The sequence below is a fragment of the Gemmobacter serpentinus genome, from assembly GCF_008973825.1.
Lineage (GTDB): Bacteria > Pseudomonadota > Alphaproteobacteria > Rhodobacterales > Rhodobacteraceae > Gemmobacter > Gemmobacter serpentinus.
Genome location: NZ_WCHR01000018.1, coordinates 83,029 through 98,944, shown reverse-complemented (window position 1 = coordinate 98,944; position 15,916 = coordinate 83,029). Strand labels below are relative to the sequence as shown.

At 64.8% G+C, this 15,916-nt stretch carries 15 protein-coding genes; 2 read left to right on the top strand and 13 right to left on the bottom strand.

Features of this window, described 5'->3' with window-relative positions:
- Positions 1-19: 19 nt before the first annotated feature.
- The 8 genes from GBJ34_RS11560 to GBJ34_RS11525 form a co-directional block, all read right to left on the bottom strand.
- Positions 20-808: an alpha/beta fold hydrolase gene (locus GBJ34_RS11560; RefSeq protein ID WP_151719432.1), complete on the bottom strand. Its 789-nt coding sequence runs from the start codon at positions 806-808 to the stop codon at positions 20-22.
- A 13-nt stretch (positions 809-821) separates the two neighbouring features.
- The gene (locus GBJ34_RS11555; protein WP_151719431.1) at positions 822-1,832 is read right to left on the bottom strand and encodes a zinc-dependent alcohol dehydrogenase; all 1,011 of its coding nucleotides are present in this window, start codon (positions 1,830-1,832) and stop codon (positions 822-824) included.
- Positions 1,829-2,854, bottom strand: coding sequence for a branched-chain amino acid ABC transporter permease (locus tag GBJ34_RS11550; RefSeq protein WP_151719430.1), 1,026 nt, complete (start codon positions 2,852-2,854; stop codon positions 1,829-1,831). The genes GBJ34_RS11555 and GBJ34_RS11550 overlap by 4 nt, the downstream gene beginning before the upstream one ends.
- A gap of 3 nt (positions 2,855-2,857) precedes the next feature.
- Complete coding sequence (locus GBJ34_RS11545; RefSeq protein WP_151719429.1) at positions 2,858-3,715, bottom strand: branched-chain amino acid ABC transporter permease; 858 nt, start codon at positions 3,713-3,715, stop codon at positions 2,858-2,860.
- Positions 3,702-4,433: an ABC transporter ATP-binding protein gene (locus GBJ34_RS11540; protein ID WP_151719428.1), complete on the bottom strand. Its 732-nt coding sequence runs from the start codon at positions 4,431-4,433 to the stop codon at positions 3,702-3,704. Before GBJ34_RS11540 ends, GBJ34_RS11545 begins: the two co-directional genes overlap by 14 nt.
- The gene (locus GBJ34_RS11535) at positions 4,430-5,158 is read right to left on the bottom strand and encodes an ABC transporter ATP-binding protein (protein ID WP_151719427.1); all 729 of its coding nucleotides are present in this window, start codon (positions 5,156-5,158) and stop codon (positions 4,430-4,432) included. Before GBJ34_RS11535 ends, GBJ34_RS11540 begins: the two co-directional genes overlap by 4 nt.
- Positions 5,159-5,181: 23 nt before the next feature.
- A complete protein-coding gene (locus GBJ34_RS11530; protein ID WP_151719426.1) occupies positions 5,182-6,477 on the bottom strand; it encodes an ABC transporter substrate-binding protein in 1,296 nt (431 codons plus the stop codon).
- Between the two features lie 72 nt (positions 6,478-6,549).
- On the bottom strand, positions 6,550-7,359 hold the full coding sequence (locus GBJ34_RS11525; RefSeq protein ID WP_151719425.1) for an SDR family NAD(P)-dependent oxidoreductase: 810 nt from the start codon (positions 7,357-7,359) through the stop codon (positions 6,550-6,552).
- Positions 7,360-7,719: 360 nt separating this feature from the next.
- Between GBJ34_RS11525 and GBJ34_RS11520 the strand changes: the two genes are divergently transcribed.
- Complete coding sequence (locus tag GBJ34_RS11520) at positions 7,720-9,348, top strand: XylR N-terminal domain-containing protein (RefSeq protein ID WP_151719424.1); 1,629 nt, start codon at positions 7,720-7,722, stop codon at positions 9,346-9,348.
- A gap of 21 nt (positions 9,349-9,369) precedes the next feature.
- Here the strand turns inward: GBJ34_RS11520 and GBJ34_RS11515 are convergent, their stop codons facing one another.
- The 4 genes from GBJ34_RS11515 to GBJ34_RS11500 form a co-directional block, all read right to left on the bottom strand.
- Positions 9,370-10,644, bottom strand: a complete 1,275-nt coding sequence (locus GBJ34_RS11515) for an ABC transporter substrate-binding protein (RefSeq protein WP_151719423.1) — start codon at positions 10,642-10,644, stop codon at positions 9,370-9,372.
- A gap of 149 nt (positions 10,645-10,793) precedes the next feature.
- Positions 10,794-11,453, bottom strand: coding sequence for an alpha/beta hydrolase (locus GBJ34_RS11510; protein ID WP_151719422.1), 660 nt, complete (start codon positions 11,451-11,453; stop codon positions 10,794-10,796).
- Positions 11,453-12,412 (bottom strand): VOC family protein, encoded by a 960-nt coding sequence (locus GBJ34_RS11505; RefSeq protein ID WP_151719421.1) that lies wholly within the window; start codon positions 12,410-12,412, stop codon positions 11,453-11,455. The genes GBJ34_RS11510 and GBJ34_RS11505 overlap by 1 nt, the downstream gene beginning before the upstream one ends.
- A gap of 96 nt (positions 12,413-12,508) precedes the next feature.
- Positions 12,509-13,402: a dioxygenase family protein gene (locus GBJ34_RS11500; protein ID WP_151719420.1), complete on the bottom strand. Its 894-nt coding sequence runs from the start codon at positions 13,400-13,402 to the stop codon at positions 12,509-12,511.
- 91 nt (positions 13,403-13,493) lie between these two features.
- Between GBJ34_RS11500 and GBJ34_RS11495 the strand changes: the two genes are divergently transcribed.
- Positions 13,494-14,468, top strand: a complete 975-nt coding sequence (locus tag GBJ34_RS11495; RefSeq protein ID WP_151719419.1) for a LysR family transcriptional regulator — start codon at positions 13,494-13,496, stop codon at positions 14,466-14,468.
- Here the strand turns inward: GBJ34_RS11495 and GBJ34_RS11490 are convergent, their stop codons facing one another.
- Positions 14,469-15,839: an NAD(P)-dependent oxidoreductase gene (locus tag GBJ34_RS11490; RefSeq protein WP_151719418.1), complete on the bottom strand. Its 1,371-nt coding sequence runs from the start codon at positions 15,837-15,839 to the stop codon at positions 14,469-14,471. It lies immediately after the preceding gene.
- Between the last annotated feature and the right edge of the window lie 77 nt (positions 15,840-15,916).

Genomic DNA, 15,916 nt, shown 5'->3' with positions numbered 1-15,916 from the left:
GCTCCTCCTCAGGATCGGGTCAGGCGGCGAGGAAATCGCCGATGGATGTCAGGGTTTCGGGCCGCTCTTGCGGCACGAGATGGCCAGTGCCTGGCACGGGCAGAAATTGCGCATTGGGCAGATGGGCGAGCCAGATCGGTGCCTGGCTTGCCGGAAGCAGCCGATCCTCGGCCCCCCAGACCAGCAAAGTCGGGTTGGTGATGCGTGCCATGAAACGGTGCAGGTTCGGGTGCCCCATGCCGAAAGGCGCGCAAAGGCGGCCCACAAGATCACCCTCGCGGGCACGGTCGGCACCGAACCTGTCCGCGAAATCCGGATCGGTCCCGTCGGGGAAAAACCGCGCAGCAATGGCAGGGTCATGCGTCATGTAGCCGGGGAAATCCTGCGGCGCGATCCCGCCCAAGGGCGTTGCCGGATGCGCCAGATCGTTCAGCCCGGCAGGCGCGATCAGCACCACCTTGTCGAAGCGGTCGCGCGCGATGGCGGCCAGTTCCGTGGCCATCCAGCCGCCCATGGAAAAGCCCATCAGATGCGGTTTCTCAGGTAGGTCCAGCGCATCCAGCAGGTTCAGGTAATGCACCAGCATATCCGAGATATCGGCGATATGCGGTGCCGGGCCGGAAAAGCCCATGCCCGGATGGCTCGGGCACAGCACGCGGAAGCGATCTGCCAGACCTTCGGCAAAATCAAAGCCTTCCAGCGTGGCCGCACCATGCAGGAACAGGATCGGCTTGCCCTGCCCGATGGCCTTTACCACCGTCTGCACACCGCCGATATCAAAGGTCAGGGTCTCGAAACTTGGGGGCATGACATTCCTCCTGTCAGGACAATGCGGGCTGGATCAGCACCTTGCATTGGGTGGTGCGGCGGCGCAGGCTTTCAAAGATCTGTGGCACTGGTGACAGGCCGATACGATCGGTGACCAGATGCTGCGGCAGGCCGGAGGCCAGCGCGTCCAACGCCACGCCAAACTCGTTGCCTTGATGGAAGAAGACCGTGAAGATCAGGTCGATTTCCTTCGACAGCGCCACGAATGGGTCCCAAGCGTCGCCGCCAATGCACAGGCCCACGGCGACCACCTTGCCTTGCAAGCGCACCGCCTCAGTTGCGGCCTGCAGCAGACCGCGCTTGCCCACGCATTCAAAGACGATATCGGGCGGACCCCCGCAAAGATCGGCAAGGTTTTCCGCCAGCCGCTCGCCCGCCAGGGCAAAATCGGTGGCCCCAAGCGCCAGCGCACGCGCGCGCTGATGCGAATGGATATCGGCCACCACCACATGGCTGGCCCCCATGCGCCGCGCCCAGAAGGCGACCAGAAGCCCGATGGGGCCCGCGCCCACAATCGCCACCCGGTCACCCGGCTTCATGCCCGACCGCACGATGCAATGCAGCGCAACCGACAGCGGTTCGGCCAGCGCGCCATCAGCCAGATCGACGCCCGCAGGCATCAGGCGGCACTGGCGCGCAGCGACGGTGACATATTCGGCATAGCCACCGCCGATCAGCACCATCTCGGCGCAACGGGCGGGGTCTTGGGCCAGACAGCGGGCGCAACGGCCACAGCCGCGCATTGGCACCACAGCCACGCCGTCACCCATCCGCAGGCCCTGCACCTCAGCGCCCATCGCCACGACCTCGCCCGCGATTTCATGCCCCAGCACGAAACCAGCGCCGATGCCAAAGGGGGCGGGGTCTTCGGTGATGTGCAGATCGCTGCCGCAGATGCCGCAGCCTGCGACGCGCAGAACCACCTCATCGGGGCCGGGGGTCGGATCGGGGCGGGTCTCGACGCGCAGGGGCGCGCCGACCGCATCAAAGATGACGGCCTTCATGGCATGTCCTTCGTGATGATCAGGTGACGGCGGATCGGGAACCACGGCGCATCCCAGCGTTTTGAGACCATGCCCCAGATGCCACCCCGGGCATAAAGCGCGACCAGAACGGTCATCACCCCCAGCACCACAAAGTAGCTGGCGCCGTATTCGCCGAAATAGCGATCCGCGATGAAATAGATCAGCGTGCCGATCAGCACCCCCTCGATGGAGGCGATGCCGCCCACCATGACGATGAAGATCGCAAGGTTCGACCACATCGGGTCAAAGGCCGAGGGCGGATTGATGCGCAGCTGCGCCATGAAATAGACCGCGCCGACAAAGCCGCAGCCCACCGCCGCCGCGACATAGATCATGAAGCGCAGGCGTTTCACGTTCACACCCTGGCTCGCCGCCGCGACCGGATTGTCGCGCATCGCAATCAGCGCCAGCCCATAGCGCGAGCGCAGGAACCAGTAGCTGCCGCCGATGGTGACAAGGATCATCAGCGCGCACAGAAGCGACATCGCCAGATTGCGCTCGAAGGCGGAATATTCCTTCATCACCGACAGCGACATCCCCGCCCCGGCATTGAGCCATCCCATATTGGAGGCAACCAGCCGGAACACCTCGGCCACCACCCATGTGCCGATGGCGAAATAGGGCCCGTCCAGCCGGTGCAGCAGCAGATAGCAGGGCACCGCCAGCACCGCAGGCACCAGCAGCGACAGGAAGATCGCGATGAAAGGGTTGATGCCAAAGGTCTGCGCCAGCACGAACAGTGCATAACCGGTCGCGCCCATGAAGGCCTGCTGGCCGACAGAGACCAGCCCGGCATAGCCCGCCAGCATGTTCCACATCTGCGCCACCGCGATATAGCAGCACAGTTCCAGCACCATGCGGATCGTGCCGGTCTTGGCCCAGAACGGCATGGCGGCGAGGCCGATCACCGCCACGACGAACAGCACCAGCGCGATGCGCCCCGATCTGGTCTGGCGCTGCACCGTAAGACGCGGCCCGGGAAGGGTTGCAGTCAATGCCATGGGTCAGGCCTTTCCGAACAGGCCCTGCGGGCGGGTCGCCAGCACGAGCAGGAAAACAAGGTGCCCGGCCAGCACGCCGAAGCCGGGATCGATGCGGAAGCCAAGCGCCTGTGTGACGCCCAGCACCATCGATCCGATGAAGGCCCCCCAGACCGATCCCATGCCGCCGATGATCACCGCCTCAAAGGCGTAGATCAGCTGCGCGCCGCCATCGGCGGGTGCCACGGTCGAGCGCAGCGACTGGAACACCGCCGCAAAGCCAAGGATGCCGACCGCAATGGCGGTGGCCGAGGCATAGACGCGGCGCGGGTTGATCCCGGTCATCGCGGCCGCCTCCACATCCGCCGCAGCGGCCCGCAGGGCGCGGCCAAAGCGCGAGCGTTTCAGCATGAGGTCGAGCCCCCATGTCAGCGCCACCGCAAAGACCAGAACGATCACCGGCAACAGGCCGATATAGATGCCGCCGATCTGGATCGATTTGCTTTCAATCCCGCCACCAGGCAGCGACCGGCTGTTGGCCGACCAGATCTGCAGCATCAGGTTCTGCAGCGCCAGCGACAGGCCGAAGGTCGCGATCAGCGACGGCAGCGGGTCTTCGCCCACCACTTTGTTCAGGATCGCCTTTTGCAAGAGCCATCCCAGACCAAGCGCCAGCGGCACCAAGGCCACCATCACCGTGAACGGCCCCAGACCAAAGGACGACGAAAGCGAAATCCCCACCAGCGACAGCAGGATCACCAGATCGCCATGGCTGACATTCACGATCTTCATGACGCCGAACATCAGCGCCATGCCGAGGGCATATTGCGCATACATGCCGCCCAGCAGCACGCCCTGCACAAGCGCATCAAACCACTGCATGGGATCCTCCGAAATAGGCTTGGGAAATGGCGTCGCGGGTGACCTCGATTGACCGCCCGGTCAGGGTCACGCGGCCTTCCAGCAAGCAGTAGAGCCGGTCGCTGGCTTGCTTGGCGAGGCCCACATCCTGTTCCACCAGAATGACCGAGGTGCCCTGCGCCCGCACCTCCGGCAAGGCGGCGTAAATCTCGCGGATCACCTTGGGCGCAAGGCCAAGGCTGATCTCGTCGCACAGCAACAGCCTTGGCTGACACAGCAGCGCCCGCCCGATGGAGACCATCTGTTGCTGACCGCCCGACAGGCTTTGCACCGGGGTGCGGGCCTTTTCCTTCAGGATCGGGAACAGGTCATGCAGGCGCGGGAGCGACCAGCCGCCCTTGCGGCCCAACCGTTCGGCCTGATCGATGGCCACGCGCAGATTGTCTTCGACCGACATGCCCGCGAAAAGGCGCCGCCCCTCGGGCACGATGGCGACCCCCATCTGCACCATGCGGTCGGTGGCGGTGCCGCCGATATTGGACCCCTCCATCCGCACCATATCGGGGGCGACCGGCAAAAGACCCATCACCGCGCGCAGGAAGGTGGATTTGCCCGCGCCATTGGCGCCGATCAGCGCCACGGCCTCGCCCGCCGCGATCTCGAAATCAATGCCGTAAAGTGCCTGGAAATCGCCATAGCGCGCGATCAGGCCATGGGTGGACAGAATAGGGCCGCTCATCCCTCGATCCCCATATAGACGCGCTTCACTTCCGCATCGGCGATCACCGCATCCGGCGCGCCTTCGGCAATTTTCTCACCGAAATTCAGCACCATCAGTCGATCAGCCACCGCAAGCAGCGCGTGCAGCACATGTTCGATCCAGACGATGGTGACACCGCGATCCCGGATGCGCCGGACCAGCGCGACAAGGTCTTTCGATTCCTCATCCGTCAGCCCGCCCGCGATTTCATCCAGCAGCAGAAGCTGCGGGTCAGAGGCCAGCGCGCGCGCCAGTTCCAGCCGCTTGCGGTCCAGAAGCGTCAAGCCCCCTGCCCGCAGATTGGCCTTGTCGGCCAGTTCGCAATCCTCAAGCACCTGCGCGCAGAAGGCATAGCTGTCCTGTTCCGACTTGCCGCCGCCAAAGGCCGAGGCGACCAGCAGGTTCTCGAACGTGGTCATGCCAGAATAGGGGCGCGGGATCTGATAGGTGCGCCCGATCCCCATCTTGCAACGCCGGAACGGTGGCTCGCCCTTCAGCGTCACGCCCCCCAGCCGGATCTCCCCGGCCGAGGGTTTGATATCGCCGCTGATCATGTTGAACAGCGTGGTCTTGCCCGCCCCGTTGGGGCCAAGAATGCCCAGCACCTCGCCACGATGCACATCAAAGCTGACGCCGTGCAGAACCCGCACCGCGCCAAAGCTTTTCGACACGTCGCGCGCGCCCAGCAGAATGTCCCGGGTCATCCCGGCCCCCCCGCCCAGCATGATTACCAGGAAATCGGCACGATCTTCTGCTCCGGCGGGAACAGCTGATTGACCGAATTGTCGACGATCTTCAGGTCATAGGGCCATTTCTCACCCTTTACCCACTGGCCGCCGAAAATCGGCATGGTGCAGATGTTCTTGTGCGGCGTGCCTGCGAATTTCACCGGGCCACAGACGGTGGTGATATCGGTCGCAGCCATCGCCGCCCGGTTGGCCTCGCGGTCCAGCGGATCGGCAGAACGGCGCAGGATGTCGATCGCGACCTCCAGCAGCGCGTGCGAATAGCCCAGGGGCTGGGTCCATTGCCGCTTCTGGTCGGCCTCCCACTGGTCGGCCAGCGCGCGACCATTCTGGCCGGTCAGCGTCGAGGGGAAGGGGAAGGCGGGCGTCCACCAGACCTCGGACGACATGCCTGTGCCCAAGGGGCCCATGGCCTCCACTCCGCCGGGGAACAGCAGCGCCGCCGCCACCGTCACCGCCTTGGGCTTGAAGCCCTGCTGGTTGCACTGGGTGACAAAGGTCTTCAGGTCATCGGGATAGGTGATGCCACCGATGATCTCGCAGCCCGCCTGTTTGAAGGCCGCGATCTGCGCCGAGAAATCATTGGTCCGCGCCTGGAAATAGCCCGGTATGGTGACGTCATAGCCTGCGGCCCGCGTCGGCACCGGCAGGCCATATTCGTCATTGCCCCAGGTCTCGCCATCGATGTTTTGCGGGAACAGCATTCCAACCTTCTTGTTGGTCTCCAGCCCGTCCCAAAGCCCGACAAAGGTGTTCAGCGCCTCATCCAGCCCCCAGAAGAAGTGATAGGTCCAGTCGAACTCGCCACCACCGCGCGGGAAGACCACAGCCTGCCAGGGCGCGCCCGAGGAAATGCAGGGCGTCTCGTAAAGTTCGGCCTGTTCCATCACCGGCAGGATCGTGTCGGTGGTCGAGGCCGGCACCACAAGATGCACCTCGTCATTCAGGATCAGATCGCCCGCGATTTCGGCCGCCTTGTTGGGATTGGACTGGCTGTCGCGTTCCAGGATCTCCAGCTCATAGACCCGGCCATCCACCGTGGTGATCTGGCCGCCAAGGGCTGCGCGGATTTTCTGCACGGTATAGCCATCGGTCTCACCAAACAGGCCAAGCGGGCCGGTCGCCGGGGTGATATAGGCCATCTTGATCTTGCCCGCGGTCTGCGCCCGCAGATAGCCCGGCAGTGCAAGGGTCGAGGCCGCAACCCCTGCCCCCATGCCGCGCAGCAGGGACCGGCGGCTGATGCCCGATCCTATCAGCTTGTTGTAATAGGTCATGTCTTCCTCCCTCGGGGTTGGCACGGTGCCCCCGACCCGCCCTCCTCCTGAGCGGGTCGGGGGGTGGAATGGTCAGGTCATGCGGGTGAGCGAGCCGCCATCGATCACGATGAGCGAGCCGGTAAAGTAACTGCCTGCGGGCGAGGCCAAGAGCAGCGCGAGGCCCTTGATATCTTCCACATCGCCGATACGGCCGATCAGCGATTGCGCTTCAAATGCCGCGCGATCGGCCTTGTTGCGCAAGCGCCCCCCGGCGATGTTGGTGATGAAGGGGCCGGGCAGGATCGCGTTGACGCGGATGCCAAAGGCGCCCAGTTCCATCGCCATATGGCGCACGAAATGGTTCACCGCCGCCTTGGCGGGCATATAGCTGGTGCCGACGATGCTTTCGTTGATCTCTGCCGCAATCGACGAGGTCACGATGATCTCGCCGCGGCCCTGCGGCTTCATGTGGCGCACGGCATTTTTCACGGTGGTATAGACCGAGGTCAGATTGATCTCGATGCCGCGATCCCACTGGCTGTCGGGAATATTCTCGATGGCCCCATCGGGGTTGCGCTCGCCTTCTGGTGTCATGAAGCCCGGCCCCGGATCGATGCCCGCATTGGCAAAGACCGTGTCGATCCGGCCATGGCGCGCGGCCACCTCGTCAAAGGCCTCGGCCATGGCGCGGCGGTCGCCCACATCAACCACCTGCCCCCAGACATCGCCCGCAATCTCGGCCACGGCGCGGGCGATGCCGGCGCTGTCGATATCGAAGATGCAGACCCGCGCGCCGCCTTCGGCCATGATTTCGGCGTAAGCCCGGCCAATGCCGCTGGCCCCGCCGGTGACGATCACGGATTTGCCGCGCACATCGAACATTGTCTCAAGTGAAGCCATGGCCTTTTCCTTCCCTGCGCCTTTCGCCCCTCCGGTCCGGCAAAAGGCGACCGGCCCGCCCGGTGGGGCAGGACATGCACCTTCGCCCGGGGAAATCCCCGGTTGTTGCTGGAAACCTTGACGAGAAACTCCCGCCCCCCTCCCAGAGAGCGCGATCACAGGCAGCATGAAGCGGGCGGATGACCTGCCAAGTCAAATGCGGAAAACAGGAATTTTTATAGCGGAACGCTATATAGGCAAGGCGCTGAATTTATTTGGTTTTTCGCAAGGACGCCGAAAACAGGAAACAGATTGGTCGCGCGACATTGATGTATTGATAAAATCAGATCATCATTACATGAAATCCTGATAGGTCACATCATGAAGCGTCCGCTGCTGCCGATCCGGGGCAATTCCGACTCCGCCGCCCTGTTGGATCGGGGCGGGCGGCCCACCTTGCGCGAATTTCTGGCCGGGCTGGAATTTGACCCCGCCAGCGGCACGCTGCACCTGAATGGTGCGCGGGTGACGCTGCAACTGGCCGAGGCCGAGCATATCCTGCGGCGTGAACTTGTGCGCCAGATAGGCGAGGATGAGGCGCGCATTTTCCTGCTGCGGCGCGGCTTTCGCATGGGGCGCAATGATGCGGCTTTCGTCGCCTCCAGCTGGCCGATGCTGGACCGGGGCGATGCCTTCACCGCAGGCACGCGGCTGCATATGTTCAGCGGCATCGTGCGGGTCGAGACCGTGCATAACGATTTCGACTTTGCACGCGGGCGGTTTTCGGCGGAATTCCTGTGGCACAATTCGCTTGAGGCCAGCGAGGCTGAAGGCGACATGCGCGGGGCACCGATGCCCGGACAGGCGGCGCGCCCGGTCTGCTGGCAGCAGCTTGGTTATGCCTCGGGCTACGCCAGCCATTTCTTCGGCGCGCTGGTGGTCTATAAGGAAACCGCCTGCGCGGCGCAGGGTCATCGCGCCTGCCGGGTGATTGGCAAGCTGGCCGAAGGCTGGGGCGAGGATGACCCCGATGTCGTGCTGTTCCGCAGCCGCATCCTGCCCGCAAGCCCCGGCGAAAGCTCCGACGCTGAGGGGCTGCGCAAACCTGCCCGGATCAGCCGGTCGCGCGGGGCAGCAACCGCCCTGCTGGCCCCGGTGCTGGAGGCGCTGGATCTGGCCGCCCGGCTGCCGCTGCCCTGCCTGATCGCAGGCGCGGGCAGTTGCGGGCAAGAGGCGGCGGCAAATCATCTTCTGGCCCGCAACAGCGATGAGGCGCTGCGTCTGGTGGCCGCAAGTTGCAATCCAGAAAGCTTGCGCGAGGCGATGGCCCGCGCGCAGCCGGGGCGCAAACGTCCAAAGCCCGAGTCAGTGCTGATCGAAGGGGTCGAGGATCTGCCCCCGGCGACACAGGCTGAACTGGCGGCGCGTCTGCGGGCAGCCTTGCTGCCTGGCGATCCTGATCCGCTGCCACGTCTGGTGCTGGTCTCTGCCCGGCCATTGGCATGGCTGGCCGGGCATCTGGCACCTGCGCTTTGGGCGCGGCTGGCGCCCTTGGCGCTGGAACTGCCGGGCCTGCCACAGCGCGACGATCTGCAGGCTTTGGCAAAGGAACGCATGGCCCAGATCGCGGCGCAACTGGGCCTTGCGGAACCCGCTGACCTGCCAGAGTTGCATGGCAAGATCGCCGATCTGGATCAACTGGATGGGGTGCTGACCGCCCTGACCCTTGCCGCGCAATCCGGCAATGAGCTGACGCCTGCGGATCTGGACAGCGCGCTGGCGCGCATTTGCCCGGCCCGACAAGATGCGGATGAGGGCTGGATTGCTGCAAAACTGGCAGCGGGCGGGTTTTCCCTGCCCGCGCATGAGGCGCGGATCCGCGCCATGGCACTGGCGCAAACCGGCGGCAATCTGTCCGCTGCCGCGCGCCTGCTGGGCATCACCCGCCCGCAACTGGCCTATCGGGAACAGTCCGGCCGCGACGGAACCGAGTCACAAGGGCGGCGCTGAACACGCCGCCCGGATGCGCATTCAGGCCAGGGCTTCCATCTGCCCGCCGGTGGGGATCTCGGTCGCCCCGCCGTTTTCGACGATCACCAGATCGTAACCGCCCCCTTCTTTCATGCGCCACTGCCCGCCGGTCAGCGGCGTCTTGCAGACGTTCTTTGCGGCAAAGTCCGGCACGCCCGCGCCGTTCCAAGCGACCTTGCCGACCACGGTGGTCATATCGGTCGCGGCCACAGCCTCGGCCACGGCATCGCCATCGCTCGGGTCATCCACCCGGCCCATGACATTGGCCGCAACCTCAAACAGCGAATGAACAAAGCCGATGGGCTGCGTCCAGGGCCGTCCGGTCTTTGCCGTGAAGTCGGCGGCCAGATCGGCCGAGCTTTGTCCGGTCAGCGTCGATGCGAACGGGTGCGAGGGCGACCACCAGACTTCGGAGGAAAGGTTGTGCCCTGCCGCCCCCAGCGTCTCCACCGATTGCGGGAACAAAAGCGCCTTGGCCACCGTGACCGCCTTGGGCTTCAGCCCCTGCTGGCGCAGCTGCGCCCAGAAGGTGGCGAAATCCGGCGGGATCAGCACGCCGGTGATGATATCGGTATTGGCCGATTTGAACGCGTTGATCTGGGCCGAGAAATCATCCGACAGGTTCTGGAAGCTGCCCGGATTGGTCAGGGCATAGCCCTTTTCGGCAAGGCCCGGACGCAGGCCATTGTCACTGTCGCCCCAGGCATTGCCATCGGCATCATTGGGAAAGAGGCCGCCCACCGCCTTGTCGGTCGCCAGCTGATCCCACATCGCGGTATAGACGCGGATCACATCCTCCATGCCCCAGAAATAGTGGAAGGCATAGTCGAAGGGTTTCCAGCTTGCGGGATCGCGCGGATTGCCCTGCTGGCCGATGAACCAAGGCTGCCACGGCGCAACCGTGGTGATGACCGGCACGCCCTCACCCTCACACACACCCGCCACCGGATTGGTGTTTTCCGGGGTCGAGGCCGCCAGCATAAGATTGACGCCATCGCTCAGGATCAGTTCTTTTGCGACCTCTGCCGCGCGGTTCGGGTTGGACTGGCTGTCCTTCACCACGACCTCGAAATTCTGGCCAAGTTCGGAGGCCAGAAAGGCCTGGATGTTCCAGGCATCGCTTTCGGCAAAGCCCGCAAGCGGGCCGGTCTGTGGCGAAACATAGCCCAGCTTGATCTTTGCCCCCTGCGCAAGACTTGGCGCAGCAAGGCCGGAGGCCGCAAGCGTCAGGCCGGTGGCCGCCGATGTATGCAGGAACCTGCGTCTGGTAATCATGTCATCCTCCCTGATGAGCGTCTGGCGCGACCCGTCCCGCCCGCGCCGTCTCCGCGCCAAGCATGTCCGCAGGCGGACCGCTTTTGTTTAGGATCTTGGTCGGGCAGCATAACCCGGCGTTATGAAACCGCCGGATCATGCCCTCATGGTCACCCAAGCGGGGCCTGCAGCACGCCTTGCAGCAGCGCGATCTCGGCATCTGAGACCTCGTGCCCGCGTCCGGGGTAAAGCGCGGCCTGCAAGCGCGCGCGCCCGCGTCCCAGTTCCAGCGCGGCCTCGGCAAAGGCGGTGACCGGGATCCACGGATCATTGTCCGATCCGGTCAGCCAGACGGGCAATTCCGGCGGCAACGCCCTTGGCCGCAGGTCTGCCAACGCGCCGACACGGCAGCCTGTCAGGGCCACCAATGCCTCAGGCGCGGGCAGCCCTGCAAAGGCATATTCCAGCGACAGGCACGCCCCTTGCGAGAACCCTGCCAGCACCAACGGCAGGCGGGGATAGAGCGCCCGGGCCGAGGCCACATCCGCCGCCAGATGGTCGCGTGCCGTGGCAAGCGCCGCGATCGTGTCATCACTCAGCGGATCGACCGCCTTGGCATTATACCAGGCCCCGCCCGCTTCGCCGGAATGGGGCGCACGCGGCAAGATGAACGCCACATCCTGCACGGCCAGCCGCGCCAGAATATGGGACTGCATCTCTTCGGGTGATTGGCCGCGGCCATGGACAAGGACGCAGACCGCCCTTGCCCTTGACGCTGCCAGATGCACCGCACCCGATGCGAGTGCCCCGGATGCAACGACCGCAGTCATCAGGCGAACTCGGCCTGTTCCAGACCTTCGCGCAGCTCGGCCTCGCGATCCTTGAACCACGGCGGGAAGACAAGGGTCTTGCCGATCTCGCCCGGCTCCTCGTCGCGGGCCCAGCCCTGCGGCGTGGTCCATGCCAGTTCGAACAGCGCGCCGCCAGGCGAACGGACATAGCAGGACTTGAAATAGTTGCGGTCCTTCTGTTCCGAGATATCGGTGAAGCCCAGGCCCTCGATATGGGCACGCAGCTTCATCTGGTTTTCTTCATCGCCGGTGTTCAGCGCAAGGTGGTGGATGGTGCCGCCCGACAGCGTCCAGGTGCCTTGCGGGCTGGTGCGGTCCTCAACGACCTCGACGCGCTGGATCACACCATTGGCGTCCGGCACGCGATAGACGGTGCCCTCATGGGTGTCGGCCTCTTTGGTCAGCGGCAGCGCGATGGTCATGAAATCATCCATCGCGGTGCGGTCGAAACAGGCGACCAGACCGCCATAGATGCCCTTGATGCCATGGGCCGCCCCGATGCCTTGCGCGTCATTGGTGATCGGCGTGCGGCTATCGCTGTCGCTTTCCACCAGCTCATGCGGGATGCCGCAGGGATGGGCGAAGGCCACGCGATCCGCCCCGAAACGGGTGATCTTTTCGGCCGGGATGCCGCGTGCATTCAGCCGGTCCACCCAGAAATCGGCGGCACCCATCGGGATCGACTGCATGATGGTGCGCGACTGGTTGGTGCCGCGACGGCCGTAAACACCGGGCTTCTTGAAGGGGAAGGTGGTGATGATGGTCGAGGCATCGCCATTGGGTGAGCCGTAATACAGGTGATAGACTGGCACTGTGCCGTCAAACAGCACGGTCCGCTTCACCGAATGCAGGCCAAGCGTCTTGGTGTAGAAATCGAAATCTTCCTGCGCGCCGTCCGTGGACATGGTCAGGTGGTGGTATCCGCTGATCGTGGACATGGTCTCTCCTCCTTTGGTCGTTCAGCCCGGCCCGATCCGGGCTTGGGGCGTTTGTCGTGCAGCCCGCCCCAGGACAGGGTGCTGGGCGGTTTTCGGTCAGCCTTGCCGCAGCGGGCAAAGCACAAGGTCAAGGTCGAGCGCGCGGCCCATCACACCTCCGTCGAGGGGCATCGCGCGGAAATCGGCCAAGAGTTCGGGTTTCACCCCGAAGATCGCATCCCGATTGATGGCGGGATCGGCGCGGTCGAAGATATGGGTCGTGAGCCGCTCATGCCCTGCGGCAGAGACGCGGAAATGGATATGGGCGGGGCGGATAAGGCACAGGCCCAGCCGGGTCATCAGCTGCCCCACCGGCCCGTCAGAGGGCAGCGCATAGCCACCCGGCATCACGGAACGGAAGGCAAAGCGCCCCTGCGCATCCGTTTTCAACCGCCCGCGCAGATTGTTTTCGGGTTGCAGGTCGGGTTCCTGATTTTCGTATTTGCCCTGGCCGTTGGCCTGCCAGACCTCGACCAAAGCCCCCGCCAAAGCCGCGCCGTTCAGCGACAGCACGCGTCCGCGCACCTGCAACACCGTGCCCACACCATCAAGGCTGATCGTCGCGCCATTGTCGCGCAGCGGTGCATCGGCGCGGTAGAACGGCCCGGCCCCGGTATTGGGGGTGCAGCCCGCTGGTCGCCTGCCATTCAGATCTTCGACCAAGGCAGACAGGCCAAGCGCATCGGCCAGCAAGACCCATTCCTGCCGCCTTGCATCCGCCGCATGGCCCACGTCGGTCAGGTAATCCAGCACCTGCCGGAACTCGGTGGGTGTCAGGCGCAGATCGCGCACCAACCCGTCCAGCGCATCGACCAGCGCCGCCAGCCCCTGCCCAAGCCGGGTGACCGGCAGGCCGGCCAGCCGCGCGGAAAACGCGGCGCCTTTCTGGGGTGTGCTGCTTTCTGCTGCGGGGTTTTCGCCCACAGGCAGAACCGATGTTTCGCGCTGCATCCGCCGGGGCCTCCCATCCCCGTAAGAACAGGTTTACCCCGCGCCCTGCTTTTTTGTTTGAGTTGTTCGAGGGGCGGTATAACAGAGTGCTATGAAGCTGAATGAACGCCATCTGATGCAGCTCGCCGCCGTTCTGGATGCGGGCGGGGTTTCCGAAGGGGCCGCGATGCTGGGGCTGACCCAGCCCGCCGTCTCGCGCTCGCTTGCCATGCTGGAAGACCGGGTGGGCGAGCCCCTGTTCATCAAGGGCCGTCGCCCTTTGCAGGCCACGCCCCTTGGGCTGCAACTTGCGGTGCAGGGGCGCATGATCATTGCGGCCTCGCGCCGGGCGTCAGACGCGGTGCAGGGCTTTGTGCGCGGCACCAAGGGCGTGGTGCGGGTGGCGGGCGTGCCGTTTTTCATGGATGCGATGATCAGCCAGATGATTGGCGAATTTCTCAATCAGGAACCCGGCGTCACCGTGCAGCAAAGCTATATGAACCTGCCGGAAATGGCGGCAGCCCTTGAGGCCGCGCAGATCGATATGGGCATCGTGCCGATTGGCGTGCTGGATCTTGGCCCCGGTTTCGAATTCACCGAGATCCTGCCCGGCCGCAATATCGTGGCCTGCCGCCCCGGCCATCCCCTGATGCGCAAGCGCCCGCTGGAAACCCAGGATCTGACCACCTATCCATGGGTCGCGCCGCTGCCCGGATCGCCACTGATGTCGGATTTGCAGATGATCCTGATGTCCATCGGCATGTCGGATCTGAACATCCGCTATTCGGGCGGGTCACTGATGAGCGTGGTGAATGTGCTGGTGGAAACCGATGCGCTGGCGGTGCTGCCCTATTCCACGGTTTTCGCGCAGCGCAAGGAAAACCGCATCACGGTGCTGCCCTACAACATCCCGCAGCCCAACAGGTCGCTCGGGATTTTGCGGCGCGTGAATATGGCCCGCGCGCCTGCGGCAGAACGGTTTGCGGGCCATATCATCGCGGCCTTCGACAACCTGAAACACGTCATCCGGCGGCATGAACGCGCGGTGATCTGGGGGGCGGAAACCCCCACAGATCCACCGCTTTGATCACCCCTTCCACGGGCCTTCCAGACCGTATTGCCGCAGCAGGGTAGCCACCCGGTTTGCGGCCAGCATCAGCCCTTCGCCCGCCGCCTGCGGCCCGGATGATTGCAGGGTTTGCAAGGCGGTGCTCAGCGCCGCAAGCTGATCGGACAGCGCGGCAAGATCGGGCGCAAGCCGGTTCAGATCGCCCGCCGTCACCCCGCCCAGGCCCATCGGCGCGGTCGCGCCACCATCGGTATATCCTTCCGGCAGATCGCCCTTGAGGTTGCGGACCACGCCGGTTTCGATCGCCTCAAGGATCTGATCAATGGCCTGAACAGCCCCCGCCACCCGGGTCGGGTGATCGGTATCGGCCGCCGCATGGGGCAGCAGCGACAGCTTTGCCCCATGCGCCGCCAGCAGCGCCAGATAGGGCTGCATCGGGCCGGACAACGCACCGCTGTCGCGATCGTGAAACAGGTCCGCGTCAATCGCCGCATGGCCGATCTGCCCCGAGGCCAGTGCGCGATCCAGCGCCGCGATCTCGACCAGCTCGCCCCGGTCATAGTTCAACAGCACCGCACCAGGGGCCATCGCCGACAGCACCGCATCATCGATCAGGCCCGCATTGGCAAAGCCCTGCGGGCCTTTCGGTCCAAGACCAAGATGCACGGTCAGCGCATGGGCACCTTGTGCCGCAGCCTCGGGCGTTGCGGCCCAGATGAAGCCTTCGCTCTCGATCCAGACGCGGTGACGTGGGCGGGCATGGATCACCACCTCCATCCCGAAAGCGCGGGCCAGTTTGGCGACCTCGCGCCCGATATTGCCATAGCCGATCACCGCCAGACGCTGGCCTTCCAGCTTGGCGGTCGGGGTCTTCACCAGATCGCGCCCGGTGTCATATTGCCCGGCAGCCACCTGCTCATGCAGCGACTCGACCGGCAGATCGGGGCGCACGCGGATCAGCGCCTTCAGCACCATCTGCGCGGTGGCGCGGGCATTGATGCCGGGCGTGTTCATCAACGGAGCCATACCCCCCGCCCCATCGCCGCCGCCCCAGCTGGCCGATCCCATATTGCCGGTGCCGGTGCCGATCCGTACGCCGCCCAGATCAAACCGCGTCTCTGCGGGCAGGAAGGTTGCCGCCGCAATCACCGCGTCATAAAGCCCGTCGCCTGCCTCGGCGATCAGATCCTCGCGGGTGGACAGATGCGGCAGATAGAAGAAATGCGCGCGGCCTTCCTCAATCTGCACGCCCTTGGCAGAGCCGAAATGGAACCACCCGCCACGCCCCTCGATATGGGCGCGGGCGGCAGACGGATCGGGCTGGCCATCCGGGCCGAAGGCGAGGCCGATCAGATCGGCGATCAGGATTTTCGGGGTGGTTCGGCTCATCTCTTGCACTTTGCTCTGGAAGGGGATGCCGGGATCATCGACCGGCCAATGCCGCAGCCCACTGGACCGGCGGCGCG